General features: G+C 70.2%; 19 protein-coding genes and 3 tRNA genes. 14 read left to right on the forward strand and 8 right to left on the reverse strand.

Features of this window, described 5'->3' with window-relative positions; translation table 11 throughout:
* The first annotated feature begins 72 nt into the window (after window positions 1-72).
* Window positions 73-348: a DUF3618 domain-containing protein gene (locus tag A6035_RS05495; protein ID WP_108846943.1), complete on the forward strand. Its 276-nt coding sequence runs from the start codon at window positions 73-75 to the stop codon at window positions 346-348.
* 211 nt (window positions 349-559) lie between these two features.
* On the opposite strand, the gene A6035_RS05500 is transcribed toward A6035_RS05495, so the two are convergent.
* A tRNA-Lys gene (locus A6035_RS05500) sits at window positions 560-632 on the reverse strand.
* 235 nt (window positions 633-867) lie between these two features.
* On the opposite strand from A6035_RS05500, the gene A6035_RS05505 reads away from it, so the two are divergent.
* Window positions 868-2,118, forward strand: a complete 1,251-nt coding sequence (locus A6035_RS05505) for a L,D-transpeptidase (protein WP_108846944.1) — start codon at window positions 868-870, stop codon at window positions 2,116-2,118.
* A gap of 3 nt (window positions 2,119-2,121) precedes the next feature.
* Window positions 2,122-2,403: a hypothetical protein gene (locus A6035_RS05510; RefSeq protein ID WP_108846945.1), complete on the forward strand. Its 282-nt coding sequence runs from the start codon at window positions 2,122-2,124 to the stop codon at window positions 2,401-2,403.
* Here A6035_RS05510 and A6035_RS05515 read toward each other — a convergent pair.
* Window positions 2,400-3,683 (reverse strand): cation:proton antiporter domain-containing protein, encoded by a 1,284-nt coding sequence (locus tag A6035_RS05515; protein ID WP_108846946.1) that lies wholly within the window; start codon window positions 3,681-3,683, stop codon window positions 2,400-2,402. The two genes, A6035_RS05510 and A6035_RS05515, sit on opposite strands and share 4 nt — an antisense overlap.
* 143 nt (window positions 3,684-3,826) lie before the next feature.
* Between A6035_RS05515 and A6035_RS05520 the strand changes: the two genes are divergently transcribed.
* Window positions 3,827-4,816 (forward strand): DUF2804 domain-containing protein, encoded by a 990-nt coding sequence (locus A6035_RS05520; RefSeq protein ID WP_108846947.1) that lies wholly within the window; start codon window positions 3,827-3,829, stop codon window positions 4,814-4,816.
* 98 nt (window positions 4,817-4,914) lie between these two features.
* Here the strand turns inward: A6035_RS05520 and A6035_RS05525 are convergent.
* From A6035_RS05525 to cmrA, 3 genes are all read right to left on the reverse strand, one after another.
* A tRNA-His gene (locus A6035_RS05525) sits at window positions 4,915-4,987 on the reverse strand.
* 74 nt (window positions 4,988-5,061) lie between these two features.
* Window positions 5,062-5,730: an oligoribonuclease gene (orn, locus tag A6035_RS05530; protein ID WP_108846948.1), complete on the reverse strand. Its 669-nt coding sequence runs from the start codon at window positions 5,728-5,730 to the stop codon at window positions 5,062-5,064.
* A gap of 45 nt (window positions 5,731-5,775) precedes the next feature.
* Entirely contained in the window at window positions 5,776-6,597 is an 822-nt protein-coding gene (gene cmrA, locus A6035_RS05535) for a mycolate reductase (protein WP_108846949.1), read from the reverse strand.
* 97 nt (window positions 6,598-6,694) lie between these two features.
* Here cmrA and A6035_RS05540 point away from each other — a divergent pair, with 97 nt between their 5' ends.
* A complete protein-coding gene (locus tag A6035_RS05540; protein ID WP_327511606.1) occupies window positions 6,695-8,110 on the forward strand; it encodes an MFS transporter in 1,416 nt (471 codons plus the stop codon).
* A 91-nt stretch (window positions 8,111-8,201) separates the two neighbouring features.
* On the opposite strand, the gene A6035_RS05545 is transcribed toward A6035_RS05540, so the two are convergent.
* Window positions 8,202-8,870: an HAD family hydrolase gene (locus tag A6035_RS05545; protein ID WP_167400710.1), complete on the reverse strand. Its 669-nt coding sequence runs from the start codon at window positions 8,868-8,870 to the stop codon at window positions 8,202-8,204.
* A gap of 139 nt (window positions 8,871-9,009) precedes the next feature.
* Here A6035_RS05545 and A6035_RS05550 point away from each other — a divergent pair, with 139 nt between their 5' ends.
* A complete protein-coding gene (locus A6035_RS05550) occupies window positions 9,010-9,999 on the forward strand; it encodes a TIGR03557 family F420-dependent LLM class oxidoreductase (RefSeq protein ID WP_108849103.1) in 990 nt (329 codons plus the stop codon).
* Between the two features lie 161 nt (window positions 10,000-10,160).
* Here the strand turns inward: A6035_RS05550 and A6035_RS05555 are convergent.
* Window positions 10,161-10,233: transfer RNA gene (locus A6035_RS05555), tRNA-Arg, on the reverse strand.
* A gap of 108 nt (window positions 10,234-10,341) precedes the next feature.
* Between A6035_RS05555 and A6035_RS05560 the strand changes: the two genes are divergently transcribed.
* The 8 genes from A6035_RS05560 to A6035_RS05595 all read left to right on the forward strand — a co-directional run bounded on the left by A6035_RS05560 (window position 10,342) and on the right by A6035_RS05595 (window position 18,145).
* On the forward strand, window positions 10,342-12,372 hold the full coding sequence (locus A6035_RS05560) for a bifunctional copper resistance protein CopD/cytochrome c oxidase assembly protein (protein WP_108846952.1): 2,031 nt from the start codon (window positions 10,342-10,344) through the stop codon (window positions 12,370-12,372).
* Between the two features lie 165 nt (window positions 12,373-12,537).
* Window positions 12,538-13,056, forward strand: coding sequence for a single-stranded DNA-binding protein (locus A6035_RS05565; protein ID WP_108846953.1), 519 nt, complete (start codon window positions 12,538-12,540; stop codon window positions 13,054-13,056).
* A 126-nt stretch (window positions 13,057-13,182) separates the two neighbouring features.
* Window positions 13,183-14,856 (forward strand): energy-dependent translational throttle protein EttA, encoded by a 1,674-nt coding sequence (gene ettA / locus A6035_RS05570; RefSeq protein ID WP_108846954.1) that lies wholly within the window; start codon window positions 13,183-13,185, stop codon window positions 14,854-14,856.
* A 5-nt stretch (window positions 14,857-14,861) separates the two neighbouring features.
* Window positions 14,862-15,338, forward strand: a complete 477-nt coding sequence (locus A6035_RS05575) for an acyl-CoA thioesterase (RefSeq protein WP_108846955.1) — start codon at window positions 14,862-14,864, stop codon at window positions 15,336-15,338.
* Complete coding sequence (locus tag A6035_RS05580) at window positions 15,335-15,793, forward strand: acyl-CoA thioesterase (protein WP_007626689.1); 459 nt, start codon at window positions 15,335-15,337, stop codon at window positions 15,791-15,793. Before A6035_RS05575 ends, A6035_RS05580 begins: the two co-directional genes overlap by 4 nt.
* Window positions 15,790-16,275 carry an acyl-CoA thioesterase gene (locus tag A6035_RS05585; protein WP_108846956.1) on the forward strand — a complete coding sequence of 162 codons (486 nt, stop codon included), beginning with the start codon at window positions 15,790-15,792 and terminating at the stop codon, window positions 16,273-16,275. The genes A6035_RS05580 and A6035_RS05585 overlap by 4 nt, the downstream gene beginning before the upstream one ends.
* Window positions 16,276-16,310: 35 nt before the next feature.
* Entirely contained in the window at window positions 16,311-16,964 is a 654-nt protein-coding gene (locus A6035_RS05590) for a DUF8185 domain-containing protein (protein WP_235026563.1), read from the forward strand.
* Window positions 16,961-18,145: a site-specific DNA-methyltransferase gene (locus tag A6035_RS05595; protein WP_108846958.1), complete on the forward strand. Its 1,185-nt coding sequence runs from the start codon at window positions 16,961-16,963 to the stop codon at window positions 18,143-18,145. Before A6035_RS05590 ends, A6035_RS05595 begins: the two co-directional genes overlap by 4 nt.
* A 49-nt stretch (window positions 18,146-18,194) precedes the next feature.
* On the opposite strand, the gene A6035_RS05600 is transcribed toward A6035_RS05595, so the two are convergent.
* Window positions 18,195-18,938: an SDR family NAD(P)-dependent oxidoreductase gene (locus A6035_RS05600; RefSeq protein ID WP_108846959.1), complete on the reverse strand. Its 744-nt coding sequence runs from the start codon at window positions 18,936-18,938 to the stop codon at window positions 18,195-18,197.
* Window positions 18,939-18,954 lie beyond the last annotated feature (16 nt).

Consider the following 18,954-nt stretch of genomic DNA (forward strand, 5'->3'; position numbering starts at 1 on the left):
GTCGGTGTGCAGTAGCGTGGGCGTGGTCAAGACCCGCGGGGCGCCCGCGGACGAGCGATCGACGGAGGTCTCGTGTCCAGGAGTTACGACAGCATCGAGGGCGATATCGCCAAGGCGCGTGACGATCTCGCGACGACCTTGGACGAGATCATCGACCGGGTCAATCCCAAGAACCTCGCGACCGAGGGCAAGGAGCGCGCCACCGCGGCCCTCCGGGATCCGCGCGTTCTGGCGGTGCTCGGCGGGATCGCCGCCCTGGTCGTCGGCGGGATCACGGTGTCCATGGCCAACAAGCGCAAGGAACGGCAGCGCATCGAGGCGTACCTGGCGGCCCGCCGGGCCCTCTGAGCCCGCCGCCGCCCGTCACGGGCCCCGAGCTGGTCCGGTCGGGTCCGGCCTCGGACCCGGACTCGGGCTCATCGAAAAGAGCGTTTCGCACACTCCCACTCGGGCGATGTGTGCGGAACGCTCTTTTGGTTGTTGAGCGGGCACCCGCTTGGCCCGGCGGCCCGCGCACACGAAAAAGCCCCGGGTCGTGAAACCCGGGGCTTTCGCTCTGTGCGCCATCAGGGACTCGAACCCCGAACCCGCTGATTAAGAGTCAGCTGCTCTGCCAATTGAGCTAATGGCGCTTGTCCTGCTGGCCTCGCGGCCTTGCTTGGTGCGAGAGAAACAGTAACAGCCGCGCGCCCGGATCACGAAATCGCCTGGTCAGCGTTCGGGTTGGCGTCCAACTCGCGGGGTCCGTGATGTGACACCCTCCGGTGTTTCGATATGGAGTGCAGGCAGCCCGGCAGGCATACTGGTGTAGACATCCCCCGGTCGTGGCCGCGACCGGGCGGAAGAGAGAGTTGGAAGGGGCCATCAGTGAACCTGCGCACAACGGATCGGACGGCGCGGAGAGCGACCGGGGCCCGGTCGAAGGCCCGTCTCGGTCTGGCCGCCTTGTTCACCGGCGCACTGGTCCTCACCGGCTGCACCATCGGCGATGGCACGGCGGAGGACACCCCGGTGGCCGAGGCGCCGGCGGACCCCGCCGCGGTGATCGACCTGTCGGTCGCGGACGGCGCCACCGACGCGAACCCCGCCGAGCCGATCGTGCTCACCGCCGAGCCGATCGTGCTCACCGCCGAGGACGGCAAGCTCGACTCCGTCGTGGTGCGCAACCCGGAGGGCGTGCAGGTGCGGGGCGAGTTCAACCCGGAGTTCACCGAGTGGCGCGCGACCGAGGAGCTCGGTTACGGCCGGCAGTATACGGTCGAGTCCACGGCCACTGACGAGGCCGGGCTCGTGACGCGCAAGAACGCCACGTTCACCACGCTGACGCCCAACATCATGACGGCCGCCTACCTGACCACGGGTGAGGGCTCCGTGGTGGGGATCGGCCAGCCCGTCGCGGTGATGTTCGACGAGCCCATCGCGGACCGTCGCGCGGCGCAGGAGAACATTCACATCACCACCGAGCCCGCGGTGGAGGGCGCCTTCTACTGGGTCTCCGACCAGGAGGTCCGCTGGCGGCCCGCCGAGTACTGGGCACCCGGTACCAAGATCGATGTCCACGTGGACATCTACGGCGAGGACCTCGGCGGCGGGATGTACGGACAGCAGGATGCCCACAGCAACTTCGAGATCGGCGACGCCGTGATCTCCCGCGTGGACGACTCGACCAAGATGATCACCGTCGAGCGCAACGGCGAGGTCATCAAGACGATGCCCACCTCGATGGGTAAGGACGCCACCCCGACGCCCAACGGCACTTACGTCATCGGAGAGAAGCACGCCTCGATGATCATGGATTCCTCGACCTACGGCGTGGCAGTGGACTCGGCGGAGGGCTACCGCACGCCGGTGCAGTACGCCACGCGGATGTCGTACAGCGGGATCTTCGTCCACGCCGCGCCGTGGTCGGTGTGGGCTCAGGGCAGCCAGAACACGAGCCACGGCTGCCTCAACGTCACCACGGCGGACGCCAAGTGGTTCTACGACAACGCCAAGCGCGGTGACATCTTCGAGGTCACCGGAACCGTCGGCGACACGTTGCCCGGCTGGGACGGTCTCGGCGACTGGAACGTGCCGTGGGAGACCTGGAAGGCCGGCAACGCCGACCGGGGCGCCTGACCCGTGGACTCATCCCGGCTGGGCGTGTGGATCGCCATCGGGTTGAGTCTGGGCGTGGCGTTCGGCGCCGCGCTCGGCAACATCGGTCTCGGCGTGGCCCTGGGGCCGGCCATCGGTATCGCGATCTGGGCGGTGGAGTCCGCCAGCCGCGGGGCCGCGAGCCCCGAAGGCTGCGACCACACCGCCGATGACCGCGACGCCGACGACCGCGCCGCTGGGAGCGGCGAGGACGGCGTCGAGGGCGATGGACCCGACGGCGAGCCGCCGCGCCGCGGAGGTGCCTAGGACGACGACGGGAACGACGACGAGGTCGTCTTCTGCTCGCGCTCGGCGGCGGCCCGGAACAGCGCGCGGCCGGGTGCGGCGGTGATGCCGTGCGCCACGGTGCTCGCCACCACGACCAGGGTGCCCGCGCCGAGGAGGACCGGATCCGCACCGGCCCGCGAGGCTTCCTCGGTCAGGTAGAACACCGCGGCGACGCCGACGGGGCCGAACCAGCCGAGGTAGGCGGCGCCACGCACCTTCAGCCCGAGCGGCTTCATCACAGCGAACAGCAGTGGTGGGCGACGCAGCAGCAGGACGCCGGCCGTGAGCCACACGGCGCCCCAGCTGAGCTGTCCCCACTGCTCCCACGGGATCATCGCGCCCAGTGCGAGGAAGAACGGCAGGACGGCGAACTGGTTGACGGCCTCGTCGATCTCCACCTCCGTCTTGCGTTCGCCACCGGAGCTTGCGAGATTGAACGCCAGTCCGGCGACGAAGGACGCGAACACCCCGTTGGCCTCGATCAGCCCCGACACGCCGAGGACGAGGATCGCCAGCAGCAGGGTGTACATGAGCATGGCCCCTTTCTCGGTGTCGTGGTGCCGTTCCGAGACGTGGAGAGCCTTGGCGGCGGCGACTCCTCCGACGGCGCCCACCACGAGGGCGGCTCCGATCTGCCAGAGGGCTTCCGTCGCGGCCTGCCCGGCGGTGAGTGGAGTGGCCACGGCGAGCGCGACCAGGACGAGCGGCAGCGCGAGGCCGTCGTTCGCCCCGGATTCCAGTGACAGCAGTTGGCGGTCGTGCTCGGGCAGATCCTCCTCGGCGGCGTCGCCGGTCACCGCCGCCGACGCGAGGACGGGGTCGGTGGGGCAGATGGCGGTGCCGAACAGCAGAGCGAGGGCGAACGGGATGCCCAGTGCCCACATGGCCAGGCCCGTCGACACCAGCGCCATCGCGGGAAGGACCACCACCAGCAGGAGCGCCAGGCGCCGCCAGTGCTCGCGGATGGCGGAGAACGGGTAGCGCAGGGCCACGCCCATCACGGAGACGGCGAGGAGGATCTCCGCTCCGCTGTGGAGGGTCGACGGCTCGGCGAGGATGTCGGGAACGTCCAATACACCGAGGACAGCGGGTCCCAGGACGACACCGCCGGCGAGTGCGATCAGCGGCTCGGACACCGGCCACCGGGTCATCCGCGCGGAGAGGGCGACGATCACCACCCCGAGAGCGCCCACGGCCGCGAGCAACAGATCGAGTGTGGGCAATAGTCTCTCCTTGCGTCGGTCGGTCATCCGAACCATAGGAAACGCCGCCGGGGCGCGCATCCGCGGTCCGCGTCCGGACGCTCCACCGCGCCCTCGCACGCCTCCTCGCACGCGCCGACGTCCGCGTCCCTCGCCCGACCCTCGTCAGCGGTCTGCGGCGCGCGTGCGACAGTGACCCCATGACCGCCGAACGCGAGATCACCCGACCCGTCGACCTGGCCCACGGCCGCAGGCTCAACCCGGACGCCGTGGGCTGGTCCCGGCGCCCCCTGCATCGCACTCACATCGCCGGCTGGGGGCGGACCAAGCGCTGGGAGTACTGGGGGATCGTCACCGACCGGTTCGTGGTCGGTCTGACGGTCGCCGGGCTTGACTATCTGGCCAACTGCGCGGTCTACGTGCTGGATCGGCACACGGGGCGGGAGGTGAGCCGCAGCGGTATCAGGCCGCTCCACAGGCCGCGCTTCGGCGACGAGCCGGGGGACGGCTCCCTGCGCGCAACGGCCGGCGTGGGTGGGGGTCGGGTGTCCATCGAGGTCGACGACGACGAGGACGCCACCTTTATCCGTGTGCAGGCAGGGGATCTGCAGGTCAGAGCGCGGGTCGGCCGCCCGGTGCACGACAGCCTCGCGGTGCTGGTCCCGTGGAGTGAGCGGCGGTTCCAGTACACCCTCAAGGATCTGGCCAATCCCGTCACCGGGTCGGTGACCGTCGACGGCACGACGCATGACCTCGGCGCCGGATGGGCGGTCCTCGACCGCGGGCGGGGCCGTTGGCGGTACGCGACCACCTGGAACTGGGGCGCGGGTAGCGGCGTGGTGGACGGCTCGACGCGGGCTGTCCAGGTGGGCGGCAAGTGGACCGACGGCACCGGATCTACCGAGAACGGGATCCTCGTCGACGGCCGGATGCACAAGATCGGCGACGACCTGCAGTGGACTTATGACCTGTCGGACCCGGCCGGGCCGTGGCGGGTGCGGGGTGAGCGGTTGGATGCCACGCTCACGCCGTTCCATATGCGCCGCGACATCACCGAACTCGGGGTGCTGGCGGTGAAGACCCATCAGGCGTTCGGCACGTGGCGCGGAACCGGAGTCCTGGACGACGGCACGGAGGTCTCGCTCGACGGGCTGGTGGGCTGGGCGGAGCAGGCCCGTAACCGCTGGTAGTCGGCGCGCAGAACGGCGGAGGCCAGCCGCGGATGCCCCGCAGATGCGAATGGCGGGTGACCTGCACCGAGGTGCGTGTCACCCGCCATCGCGGTCGGGGTGGCTGACGGGACTCGAACCCGCGACAACCAGAATCACAATCTGGTGCTCTACCAGCTGAACTACAGCCACCACCGCTGCCCTCGCGGACAGCGCTGACGACTTTACCCTCTCAGTGGCCTCGCCGGGAAATCGCCAGGTGGCGACTACTCGACCGCGGGCAGCTCGGCGGCGGCCTTCTTGACCTCGTCGCTGGTCGGCCCGGGCTGCTGGACGAACGCGGTGGCCCGGTAGTACTGCAGCTCGCGGATCGACTCCTTGATGTCCGCCAGGGCGCGGTGGGACATGCCCTTCTCGGGCTGTCCGAAGTAGATGCGGGGGTACCACCGACGGCACAGTTCCTTGATGGAGCTGACGTCGATCATCCGGTAGTGCAGATAGGAGTTGAGCTCGGGCATGTCGCGGGCGAGGAAGCCGCGGTCGGTGCCGATCGAGTTGCCCGCCAGGGGAGCGGACCCGGCCACCGGCACCCACGCCCGTACGTAGTCCAGAACGGCCTTTTCGGCTTCGGCCACAGTCACCGTCGACCTGCGGATCTCCTCGGTCAGGCCGGAGGAGGCGTGCATGTCCCGCACGACGGGGACCATGGCGTCAAGGGCGGCGTCGGAGGCGTGGATGACGATGTCGACGCCCTCTCCCAGCACGTTGAGATCGGAGTCGGTGACCAGGGCGGCGATCTCCACCAGCTTGTCGGAGGAGGTGTCGAGGCCGGTCATCTCGCAGTCGATCCAGACGATGCGATCGTTCTTGGATTCCTGGTGGGGCGTCGGTGACGACGTCGGGGCGGCGGTCTCGGCGGGGGTCGACTCGGGCATCGTTCGACTATATCGCCGCAGGCACACCCGACTGTCGCCGGTCGATCAGGCGCCGCCCTGCTGGCCCTCGCCGAGCTTGGCGTAGAACCTGCCCACGACGGGCGCCACGATCCCGCGCGGGATGTAGTTGCCGGCGACGGACATCACCTGGCTCAGTGGGCCGGGCACGACACGCATCTTGTTGCGGGCCAGGGCGTCGAGCGAGACGCGGGCGGTATACTCCGTGTCCACCCACAGGCGGTCGGGGACCAGGCGGTCGACGAAGGTCTTGTCCTCCTCGGCGATCTCCTCCGTGCGCACGGGCCCGGGGGCCAGTAGGGTGACGTTGACGCCGGAGCCGATGAGTTCGCCGCGCAGCGACTCGGAGAACGTGTTGAGGAACGCCTTGGTGGCGGAGTAGGTGGCGTTGTTGGGCACGGGCATGTTCCCGGCGGCCGAGCCCACGTTGAGGATCGCTCCCGAACGCCGCGCGACCATGCCGGGCAGGACCGCCAGCACGAGGTCGTGGCAGGCCACCGCGTTGACCTGCATCTGCTGTTTCTCGTATGCGGGGTCCAGCGACGCCACGGGTCCGAAGGTGGCGATGCCGGCGTTGTTGCAGAGGACCGAGATTTCCCGCGTGGCCAGCTCGTCGAGCAGTGGCTGGCGCTCGGCGGGGCTGCCGAGGTCGCAGGGGCGGACGTCGACGCTCACGCCGTACTCGCCTTCGAGCCGCGTCTTGAGGTTGTGCAGGAGGCCCTTGCTGCGGGCCACCACGATCAGCGAATGTCCACGCCGGGCCAGCTCGGTGGCCAGCGCCATGCCGATCCCGGAGGAGGCGCCGGTGACGACTGCTCGGTTCGACGTGGTGGGTGCGGGCAGGGACATGGGGCTCCTCGGGGCTGCGGGCTGGCGGACCGAGCCTGAGCGTACCGGCCGGGGTCGCCACAGGGACTCCCGCCGCCGGCCGGATAGCGTGACGGGTGTGAACCAGTCGAACCACCCCGAACCGTCCTCACCAGCGTCCCCGGTCCCGGTGACGCCCTCGGCGGCGGCAACGCGCACCCCGCGCGGCCGGGTCCTGGCCTGGGGGATGTGGGACTGGGGGTCGGCGGCGTTCAACGCGGTGATCGTGACCTTCGTCTTCTCCGTCTATCTCACCGATTCGGTGGGCGCGGACCTCGACGGACCGCTGTCGGCCGCGACGTGGCTGTCGATCTCCGTCGCGGTCGCCGGGCTCGTCATCGCGCTCACGGCGCCGGTGATGGGGCAACGCGCCGACCGTGGCGGACGTCGCCGACGGTCGCTCGCGATCTGGACGTACGCGACGGTGTTGCTCACCGCGCTGATGTTCCTCGTCGACGCGGACGCTCCCTATCCGTGGTTCTTCATCGGGCTGGCCCTGCTGGCGATCGGATCGATCACCTTCGAGTTCGCTGAAGTGTCCTACTTCGCGATGCTGCGCCAGGTCTCGACCCCCGCCACGGTCGGCCGGGTGTCCGGCTTCGGGTGGGCGATGGGCTACTTCGGCGGGATCTTCCTGCTGCTCGGGGCGTTCCTCGGCTTCATCGCCGGCGACGGCCCCGACCGCGGGCTGCTCGGCATCACCACCGACGGCGGCATGAACGTCCGGTTGGTGTGCTTGCTGGCCGCCGTGTGGTTCGCGATCTTCGCACTGCCGGTGCTGCGGGCGGTGCCGGAGCACCGCCCGGCCGCCGCCCGCGGGGCCGTCGGTGAGGTCGACGACGACGATCCCGGCTTCCTCGCGTCGTACCGCATCCTCTGGGCTGATCTGAAGCGCCTGTGGCAGCGTGATCCGCGCACCGTGAAGTTCCTCATCGCGAGCGCGATCTTCCGGGACGGCCTGGCCGGAGTGTTCACCTTCGGGGCAATCCTGGCCGTGACGGTCTACGGACTCGCGCCCGGGGACGTCCTCATCTTCGGCGTGGCCGCCAACGTGGTGGCGGCGCTGGGAGCGGCGGCCGCAGGCCTGGTCGATGACAAGGTCGGCCCCAAGGTGGTGATCATCGGCTCGCTGGTGGCGATGATCGCGACCATGACCGTCTTGCTCTTCGTCGACGGTCCCGCGAAGTTCTGGGTCTTCGGGCTGCTCATGTGTCTGTTCGTGGGGCCGGCGCAGTCGGCGTCCCGGTCGTTCCTGGCCAGGCTGGCGCCGGCGGGCAGCGACGGTCAGATGTTCGGCCTCTACGCCACCACCGGGCGCGCGGTCTCGTTCCTCGCCCCCGCCTTGTTCGGACTGTTCACGTGGGCGTTCGCGACCGACCGCGCGGGAATCGCGGGCATCGGCCTGGTGCTGCTGGTGGGCCTGCTCCTGCTGCTGCCGGTGCGCACGCCGACCCGCGCCGAGGCGGCCAGCAGCTGGGCGGACGCTCGCGACTGATACCCGAACCCGCTGAATAAGGGCCCGGCGTCCCGCGTCTGCGACCGCCCGCTACCTCGGCGTCCCGGGAGGGCCTCGCCGGGCGCTCCGGTCAGAGCTCGTCGGCCTCGAGCAGCTCGAGCACGGCCGCGGCGTCATCGACGACCCTGGAAAAGCCCGCCTCGGTGAGCTCGGCGTCACCGATCCCTCCCGTGCGGACCGCCACCGAGCGGATGCCCAGCTTGGCGGCGGCGATCGCGTCCCAGGTCGCGTCACCCACCATGATCGCGTTCTCGGCGTCGACGCCGGAGCGCTCGAGAGCGATCGCGACGATGGTCGGGTCCGGCTTGGCCTGGTCGACGTCCTCGCCGGAAGTCACCGCATCCAGGTGATCGTCCACGTCGAGCAGCTCGCGAGCCTGGGCGAACTCCGACGGCGCCGCCGAGGTCGCGAGCACGGTGATCCAGCCGCGCTCCTTGGCTCCGCGGACGAGTTCACGGCCACCGGGAAGCAGTCTCAGGGGCGCCTCGGCGTAGTACTCGGTGTGCAGGTCCTTGGCCCGGCTCGCCATGTCATCGCGCTCGTCGTCGTCGACACCGGCGAGTTCCAGGAGTTCGGACACCAGCGTGGATCCGTCCTTGCCGATCCGCTTATGGACCTCTACATAAGGCGCCGGCGCCCCGACCTCTGCCAGCGCCCGGTACCAGGTCGCGACGTGGACATAGGTCGAGTCGATCAGCGTGCCGTCGACGTCGAGAAGAAGTGCGCGCTCGGAACTCATGCCCCCGAAGGTGCCCGTCTCACCGCGCTGCGGCAACCGCACACGGTGTGTCCTCGGGCACGCCGGGGGCACCCTGCACCGCCGCTCGGCCGCGGCGACCGGTGGCGCCCGCGGCCGCACGCGCGCACGATCGGCAGGCATGACGCGCTTCGGATACACACTCATGACCGAACAGTCCGGCCCCAAGGAACTCGTGCGCTACGCCGCCAAGGCCGAGCAGGCGGGATTCGACTTCGAGGTGGCCTCCGACCACTACTTCCCATGGCTGAGCTCGCAGGGACACGCGCCGTACGTGTGGAGCGTGCTCGGCGCCGTCGCCCACGTCACCGAACGGGTCGACCTGTGCACCTACGTCACCTGCCCGATCCTGCGATACCACCCGGCCGTGGTCGCGCAGAAGGCCGCGACCGTACAGATCATGTCCGACGGCCGGTTCATGCTGGGCATCGGCGCCGGCGAGAACCTCAACGAGCACGTCGTGGGTCAGCGCTGGCCGTCCGTCGACGAGCGGCACGAGATGACGGTCGAGGCGCTGGAGATCATCCGCGAACTGTTCGACGGCGGTCTCGTCACCTACTCCGGGGAGCACTTCCGCGTGGACTCCGCCCGCCTGTGGGACCTGCCGGAGAAGCGGGTGCCGATCGGCGTGGCCGCCGGTGGTGAGAAGGCGCTAGCGCACCTCGGCCCGCTCGGTGACCACCTCATCGCGACCGAGCCCGAGAGCAGCTACATCGAGAAGTGGAACGCCCTGGAGGGGCAGACTCGGATCGGTGACGGTGCCCGCGCGATCGCGCAGATCCCCATCAGCTGGGACCCCGAGTCGGAGAAGGCCGCCGTCGAGCGCGCCCACGACCAGTTCCGCTGGTTCGCCGGCGGCTGGGCCATGAACTCCGACCTGCCCACCACCGCCGGGTTCGCCGCCGCGACCCAGTTCGTGCGGCCCGAGGACGTGGGGGAGCAGCTCGCCTGCGGGCCCGACCTCGACGCGATCGTGGAGAAGGTCCGGCCCTACTGGGAGGCCGGGTACACGGACATCGCGCTGATCCAGATCGGCGACGAAAAACTCGACCAGTTCCTCGAGGAGGCGGCGGAGCCGCTGCTCGCCCGGCTGCGGGAGGCGGCGGGCTGATCGGCTATCGGCTGCCGCGTTCGCTCGGCTGCCGCGTCCGTCCGGCTGCCGCGTCCGTCCGGCTGCCGCGTCGAGAGGAGCTTTTCGCCCGTATCGCCCGAGTAGGAATGTGCGAAACGCTCTTCTCGATGGGCGGAGTCCCCGGATCCCGATGCGCTGGGCGCCCCCGAGAGGATTCGAACCCCTGACCAGCCGGGTAGAAACCGGATGCTCTATCCACTGAGCTACGGAGGCCAACGACACACCGCGAGGGCGTCGCCGGGTGAATGGTAGCCGATCCGGGGGGTGGTCCCGGCACCGGCGAATCGGCCCGGGGGCGCCCGGGTTCTTACGATGGTGGTCATGACGTCGTCGAAGACCGCCCCAGCCACCGCCGGGCGGCTCGGAGCCCGCAGTATCGTGCTGCTCGTCCTGCTACTCGCGGCGGTGGCGGCCGCGGTGGTCATCCCGCTCTCCGCGCTGTCGCGGGACGTCGCGCTGGACCTGGTGGGCGTGCCCGACCCGGGCGTGCTGACCACGGCCGGACTGCCGGCGCTGCGGTCCATCGGCGAACTGCTCGCGTCGGTGGCGGTGGGTGCCGCCCTCTTCGCGGCGTTCTTCACCCCGCCGCAGAAGGACAAGACGCTCGATGTGGACGGCTACCGCATGCAGCAGATCTCGTCCTGGGCCAACATCGCCTGGGCGGTCGCGGCGGCGCTGCTCATCCCGCTGACCCTCTCCGACGTCTCCGGGCGCACGTTCTTCCAGTCGCTGCCGCCGGACCAGTGGCTGGTGGCGATCAACCAGATCGACGTGGCGTCCTCGTGGCGGTGGGCCGCGATCATCGCGCTCGTCGCCGGGATCGGGCAGCGACTCACGCTGAGCTGGCGCTGGTCGGTCATCTGGCTCGGCGTCACCGCCCTCTCGCTGCTTCCGGTCGCGGCCACGGGCCACGCCTCGGGTAGCACCGCGCACGACATCGCCACCAACTCGCTGATCATCCACCTCTTCGGCGCCGCCTTCTACATCGGCGGGCTCGTCGCGGTGATCGCCCACACGTGGGTCGGCGGCACGCGGGTGGCCCTGGCCCTGCGTCGCTACTCGGTCGTGGCGACGGTGGCGATCATCGCGCTGGGCCTGTCGGGCGTGATCAACGCGCTCGTGCGCCTGCACCCCGCAGACCTGTTCACCTCCACCTACGGGCTGCTGGTTGTGTGCAAGGCGCTCGTGCTGTGCCTGCTCGCCCTCTTCGGCCTGGCGGTGCGCCGCCGGGTCATCAACCGGATCGAGTCCGCGGGCGCCAACGCCCCGGTGGACCGCGCGACGATGCTGCGAATCATCCTCACCGAGTCCGTCATCATGGCGGGCACCATCGGACTGTCCGTGTCGCTGGGCCGCACCCCGCCGCCGGCGCCGCTGTACGTGCCCACCCGCCAGGAGGCGCTGCTGGGCTTCGAGCTGCCCGGCCCGTTCGGGTTCGGCACCGTGTTCGGCACGTGGCGCTTCGACCTCGTCCTAGGACTCGCCGCGGTGATCCTGCTGGGCCTGTACCTGTGGGGGCTGTTCAGCCTGCGCCGGCGAGGTGACTCGTGGCCGGCCGGCCGCACCGCCTTCTGGGTGTCGGGCTGCGTGATCCTCTTCCTCACGACCAGCTCGGGCATGGGGATGTTCATGATGGCCGATTTCGCCAGCCACATGGTGGGCCACATGATCATCTCGATGCTCGTGCCGGTCCTGCTCGCGCTGGGCGGCCCGTTCACGCTGGCGCTGCGGGCGCTGCCGGCGGCCGGTCGGGGCAACCCGCCGGGGCCGCGCGAGTGGCTGGTCGAGTTCATCAACAGCCCGATCTCGCGGTTCCTCACCCACCCGATCGTCGCGTCGGTGCAGTTCGTGGCCGGCTTCTACATCATCTACTTCGGCGGGTTCTACGAGACGCTGGCCTCCGAGCACCTGGGCCACATGTTCATGAACGTCCACTTCCTCATCAGTGGCTACCTGTTCTACTGGGTGATCATCGGCGTGGACGCGGCGCCGCGGCACTTCTCGCCGATGTACAAGCTCATGGTGCTGCTCAGCTCGCTGCCGTTTCACGCGTTCTTCGGCATCCTGCTCATGAACTACCCCACGGTGCTGGCGGAGGGCTGGTACTCGGGCATCGGCCTGCCGTGGATCCCGGACCTGTTGCAGAGTCAGCGGGTCGGTGGCGGCGTGGCCTGGGCGGCGGGCGAGATCCCGCTGGTGATCGTCATGCTGGCCCTGGCCTGGCAGTGGTACCAGAGCGATATGCGTGAGGCGCGGCGCGGGGAGCGGCAGGCGGACCGGGACGACGACGCCGAGCTCAGGGCCTATAACGAGATGCTCTCGGAGATGGCCCGCGCCGACCGCCGGCGCTGAGGTCGCGGTCCTCGTCGTCGTCGACCCACTTTTCTCCACACCCCGTCCCCTCTCCACAGGGTGACCACCGCGCGCGGTGGGACCGGGGGGTGACGACGACGAGGTGGGGCACCCTGCAGTCACGAGGCCGACGCACGGTCGGCCGAGCGTGACAGGAGTGAGCCCATGAACGAAGCCCAGACCACGGTCCGCGGAACCGTGATCACCAACCCCACCACCCGGCGCGTCGGCGACGACCAGGTGTTCTCCTTCCGGGTGGCCAGTAACACCCGCTACCAGGACCGGACGTCGGGGGAGTGGAAGACCGGCGGCACGCTGTACTTCTCGGCCAACTGCTGGGGCCGGCTCGCGCAGCGGGCGTCCGGGTCGATCTGCAAGGGCGACGGGGTGATCGTCCACGGCCGGTTGCTCACCAACGAGTACGAGCGCGAGGGCCACCTCATGCGCGACCTGGAGATGCGCGTCAGCGCCCTGGGTCCGGACCTGTCGCGGATGGACGTCACGGTGCGCCGCGCTAAGCCGGACGGGCCCGGCGAGGGTTCGGGCGAGGGCGGGGCCGAGGCGGGGCTGCGCGGTCTGCCCGAGGCGGACGAGGACGCCATGGAGATCGGGTCGCAGGACCTCGACGAGCTGGACACGGATCCGGCCGAGGACGGCGAGTTCGTGGGGGCGTCCGGCCTGTAGGGGCGGCGCGGCGCGGGGGCGGCGTCCGCCGAGGACGCCGGGGCCGCGGGCGGACACGTAACATGGGGGTCGTGCCCGCGGCCCGCCCGCGGTGATGTGACCTATTTGTGCAGGTGAGAGGGTAGAATGGCCGAGTTCATATACACCATGAAGAAGGTTCGTAAGGCGCACGGGGACAAGGTGATCCTCGACGACGTCACGATGGCCTTCTACCCCGGTGCGAAGATCGGCGTGGTCGGCCCCAACGGCGCCGGTAAGTCCTCGATCCTCAAGATCATGGCCGGGCTCGACCAGCCCTCCAACGGCGAGGCCTTCCTCGACCCCGAGGCCACGGTCGGCATCCTCCTGCAGGAGCCCGAGCTCGACCCCGACAAGACCGTCAAGGAGAACGTCGAGGACGGCCTCGGCGAGACGATGGTCAAGCTGCGCCGGTACAACGAGGTCGCCGAGGAGATGGCGACCGACTACACCGACGAGCTGATGGAGGAGATGGGCCGGCTCCAGGAGTACCTGGACGCCGTCGACGCCTGGGAGGTCGACTCGCAGATCGAGCAGGCCATGGACGCGCTGCGCTGCCCGCCGGGTGACGCGCCGGTCACCAACCTGTCCGGAGGCGAGATGCGCCGCGTCGCGCTGTGCAAGCTGCTGCTGAGCAAGCCCGACCTGCTGCTGCTCGACGAGCCCACCAACCACCTCGACGCCGAGAGCGTGCTGTGGCTCGAGCAGCACCTGGCCACCTACCCCGGCGCCGTCATGGCCGTCACACACGACCGGTACTTCCTCGACCACGTCGCGCAGTGGATCTGTGAGGTCGACCGCGGCAAGCTGCATCCCTACGAGGGCAACTACTCCACCTACCTGGAGAAGAAGGCCGAGCGGCTCGAGGTCCAGGGCAAGAAGGACCAGAAGCTGCAGAAGCGCCTCAAGGCGGAGCTCGAGTGGGTGCGCTCCGGCGCCAAGGCCCGCCAGTCCAAGTCCAAGGCCCGTCTGGCCAAGTACGAGGAGATGGCGGCCGAGGCAGAGAAGCACAGGAAGCTGGACTTCGAGGAGATCCAGATCCCCACCCCGCCGCGCCTCGGCAACGTGGTGGTGGACGTCAACGACCTCCAGAAGGGCTTCGACGACCGGATCCTCATCAAGGACCTGTCCTTCACGCTGCCCCGCAACGGCATCGTCGGCGTGATCGGCCCCAACGGTGTCGGTAAGACCACGCTGTTCAAGACGATCGTCGGACTGGAGGAGCCGGACGCCGGCACCGTGCGGATCGGCGACACCGTCAAGCTCAGCTACGTCGACCAGAACCGCGCCAACATCGACCCCGAGAAGTCGGTGTGGGAAGTGGTGTCCGACGGCCTGGACTTCATCGAGGTCGGCCAGAACGAGATGCCCTCGCGCGCCTACCTCAGCGCGTTCGGGTTCAAGGGCCCGGACCAGCAGAAGAAGGCCGGCGTTCTCTCCGGTGGTGAGCGCAACCGCCTCAACCTGGCGCTGACCCTCAAGGTCGGCGGCAACCTGATCCTGCTGGACGAGCCCACCAACGACCTGGACACCGAGACCCTCGGCAGCCTCGAGAACGCCCTCGAGGAGTTCCCCGGTTGCGCCGTGGTCATCTCGCACGACCGCTGGTTCCTCGACCGCACCTGTACCCACATCCTCGCCTGGGAGGGCAACGTCGCCGAGGGCCAGTGGTACTGGTATGAGGGCAACTTCGAGGGCTACGAGAAGAACAAGGTCGAGCGCCTCGGCCCCGAGGCGGCCCGCCCCAGCCGGGTCACCCACCGCAAGCTCACCCGGGGCTGACCTCCATGGCGACCCCGACCACCCACGACACGGGCACCGCTCCGGCTCCGGCCGAGAGCGGTGCGCCGGGCGCCGTGCACCGGGTCCGCATCCCGTTGCGCATCTCCGACTTCGTGGGCTCGCACGTCAACAACGTGCGGTTCCAGGAGTTCTCCCAGGACGCGCGGATGATGTTCTTCCGCGAGAAGTTCGACGTGCCGGGGTCGCGGGTGCCGATCGCGCTGGCGCGGTGGATGGAGATCGATTTCCGTCGCACCATCGCCATGGGCGTGCCCGAGGTGTGGGTCGACGTGCAGACCCTGCGCGTCGGCCGCACCTCGTACACCATGCGGACCTCGATCGGCTCGGAGTCGACGGGTCCCGAACCGTGCGCGGTCGTCGACACCGTCATGGTGGTGACGGCCGCGGACGAAGCCACCACACTGGAGATCACCCCCGAGGAGCGCGCCGCGCTGCTCGGCCACCGGGAGGAGGCGGGATGACATCACGCGACGCGACGGATGCCGGGACGTTCCGCTGCACCCTGCAGGTGCGGTGGGCGGACTTCGACCAGTACGGGCACGTCAACAACATCAAGTACATCGAGTACGCCCAGGAGGCGCGGATCCTGTTCATCCGCAGCCGCTTCGGGCCGTTCGGCCTCGGCAACCTCCCGCAGGTCGTCCGCCGGACCGAGATCGACCACCTGCGGCCCGTCCTGCGGGACTCCACGACCGTGGACGTGGAGATCGAGGTCGAGCACGTCGGGACCACCTCGTACCAGATCCGACAGACGATCTACGACGCCGCGGGCGAGGTCTGCTGCACGCTGCGGGTGGTCATGGTCGCCTACGACACGTCCACCTCGTCGGCCGTGGAGATCCCGTCCGGGGTCCGCAACGTGCTGGAGGCCGCCCGGCAGCCGGCCGCGATCACCGACCAGGGGACGGCCGGGTGACGGACCAGCTCGTCTACGAGGCCGGCGGCCCGCTGGGCGTGTCGGGGGAGCCGGGACGTCGGGTGTATACCTCGGCGATGCCCGTCCGGTGGTCCGACCAGGACCTCTACCACCACGTCAACCACGCGCGGATGATCACCCTCATCGAGGAGGCGCGGATCCCGTGGCTCTTCTCCGAGGGCCTGCCCACGGCCACGCTCACCGCCGGTGCGGTGATGACCGACCTGGCGGTGAAGTACCGCGGCCAGATCCGTCACGCCGACGGGCCGATCCGCGTCCGGATGTGGTGCGAGAAGGTCGGCGGGGCGATGTTCGTCGCGCGCCACGAGGTCCGCGCCCGCACCACTCCGGACTCGGCGCCACCCGAGGTGGACTGCACCGCCACCATCGCCGCCTTCGACCTCGCCACCCAGCGGCCCCGCCGGTTCACGCGCGACGAGCGCGGCTATCTGCTGGAGTTCCGGCACTGGGACCCGGCGTGACGGCGCCGGGGCCGCTCCCGTCGCCGGGGGAGAGCGTGATCCGCATCCCGGGTGCGGCCGACCGCGATGACCTGCGGACCCTCCTGCGTCGGCTCCTGCGGCTCGACGAGGCGGCCGTCGTCCGGCTCACCTCGAGCGGGGACCGGATGCGGGTGTGGGGCCGCACCCCGTTCGGCGCGCTCGTCGTCCGTGTCCTCGGCGGTTCATGCCCCGGTGGCGACGTCGTCTGCGGCGCCGACCACCTGCTCACCGAGCTCGACGTCCTGCCGCGCGGCGACCTCGAGGGGCGCGTCGACCCCGGCATGCCGCTGGTCTCCGCCTGGCAGGGGCTGCTGCCGCCCACGGACGGGTTCACGCGCGTCGAGGACGTGCCCGCGCAGGTCCTGCTCGATCTCACCGAATCGGGGCGGGAAGCCGCGCGCGAGAACGCCGGCCCGGCCGGACTCCCTCCCTCACTGCTCGACCAGGAGGCGCTGACCGTTCGCGCGGACACCGACCACCCCGTCGGCGTGGACATGCGCACGGTGTTCTCGATGGTGATGTGCGGCTTCGTCCCGGAGAAGGCGGGCCGCGCCCCCGAGGGCGAGCCGGTCCGGGTGAGCGAGCGCGGCGCCTGGTTGCGTCTGGACGCCCGCTTCGGCACGGCGTTCCGCCGCACGGACGCCCTCACCCTCGAACCGCTGCGGTGATCTCGCCGGGCTTCTCGGTCTCGTGGCCGGGTCGCGGACGCGTCCCGGCTCCCGCGGAGCAGGGGCCATCCCCACGGATCGAGGCGGTCTTCCCCGGCGAGCACGCCGGCGCCGTCCTCGTCGGCGACGGAGCGCGGATCGCCGAGGCCGCGGACGCCCTGGCCGGGCACGACCTCGCCCCCGCGGGCGCCGCGCAGCTCGTCTACCTCGACCCGCCGTACAACCGCGGCGGCCGGTTCGACTCGTACCACGACAACATGCCGCGCCTCGAGTGGCTCGACTACATCGAGAGCCGCCTCGTCGTGGCGCGCGATCTGCTCGCCGACACCGGGACCGTGTGGGTCCACCTCGACGACGCCGAGGCCCACCGCGTCCGCTGCCTGCTCGACGACGTCTTCGGCACCGACGCCTTCATCGCCGACCTCACGGTGGAGAGCAACCCCAAGGGCCGTCAGTTGGACCGGTTCTTCGCCGGGTCCCACGACCGACTCATGGTGTACGCCCGGGACCCCGAACTCGTGCGGCTCGCCGGCGGCGTCGCCTCGGCGGTCGACCCCGCCGACTTCCCGCTCACGGATGGCGACGGCGTCAGCTTCAGGCTCCTGCCGCTGCGCAACACCAACAAGCGCTTCAACCCGCGCACCACGCCCACCATGACGTACCCGCTCTACGGCGACCCCGCGACCGGCGTCGTCTCCGTGGAGCCCGGCCCGGGCCTGGTCGAGATCCTCCCGGTGTTCGGCGACCTCACGCCGGCGGTGTGGCGCTGGTCGCGCGACCGGGCCCGCGAGCGCGTCGGGGACCTGGTGTGCCGCACCGTCCGGGGGCGCAGCGGCCCCCGGGTCGACGTCTACCAGCGCGACAGGTTCGAGCTGGGCCGCATCAAGAAGCTCAAGACGATCTGGCTGGCCCAGGAGGTCGGATCCACCGACACCGCCCGCGCCGAGCTGCGGGCGGCCGGGGTCGACGGGTTCCGAACGCCGAAACCGGAGGCGCTGCTGCGGCGGATCGTCGAACTGGCCACCGAACCCGGCGAACTGGTCGTGGATCTGTTCGCCGGATCGGGGACGACGGCGGTGGCCGCCCGCGAGCTGGGACGACGGTGGGTGGTGGTCGAACGCAACCCCGACACCGTCCGCGACGTCCTGGTGCCGAGGTTGCGGGCCGGCCTCCAGCCGTGAGGACGGCCGGTCTGCAGCCGTGAGGACGGCCGGCGGATCGGGCCGGTGACTAGCGGAGCATGAGGCTGCCGCCGTCGACCATCATCGTCTGGCCGGTCATGTAGGACGCGTCGTCGCTGGCCAGGAACACGGCGACCCGGCCGATATCGGCCTGCGGATCGCCGAACCGCCGCATGGGGGTGCCCGCGAGCAGCTTCTTCTCGATCCCCGGGTTCGCCTCGATGTACGCCTCGACGCCCTCGGTGAGCGCGAGCGGGGAGATGACGTTGACGTTGATCCCGTCGCGAGCCCACTCGTTGGCGGCCACCCGGCTGATCGCGCGGATCGCCTCCTTGGCCGCCGCGTAGGACGCCTGGGTGGGGCTGCCGTCGATCCCGGCGCCGGAGGCGAAGTTGATCACCGAGCCGTCCCGCTCCGCCAGGTGCGGATGCGCGGCCTTCATGAGCCAGAACGTGGGGTAGAAGCCGGTGCCGAACGACAGGTCCATCATGTCGTCGGTGGTTTGCAACAGCGGGGCCTGACGGGAGGCGTGCGCGTTGTTGACCAGCACGTCCAGGTGGCCGAAGGGGTCGACGGCGCCGGCCACGATCTTCTCCGCGTTGGCCTCCACCGAGATGTCGGAGTTCAGATACCGCACCGCGTCTCCGAGTTCGGCGGCGAGCGCCTCCCCGGCCTCGTCATTGATGTCCACCACCAGGACGCGCGCGCCCTCGGCGACGAACGCCCGCGTGATGCCGCGGCCGATGCCGCCGGCCCCTCCGGTCACGATGGCCGTCTTACCGGAAAGTCGCATTTCCCGAACCCTTCAT

The organism is Dietzia lutea (genome assembly GCF_003096075.1).
Lineage (GTDB): Bacteria > Actinomycetota > Actinomycetes > Mycobacteriales > Mycobacteriaceae > Dietzia > Dietzia lutea.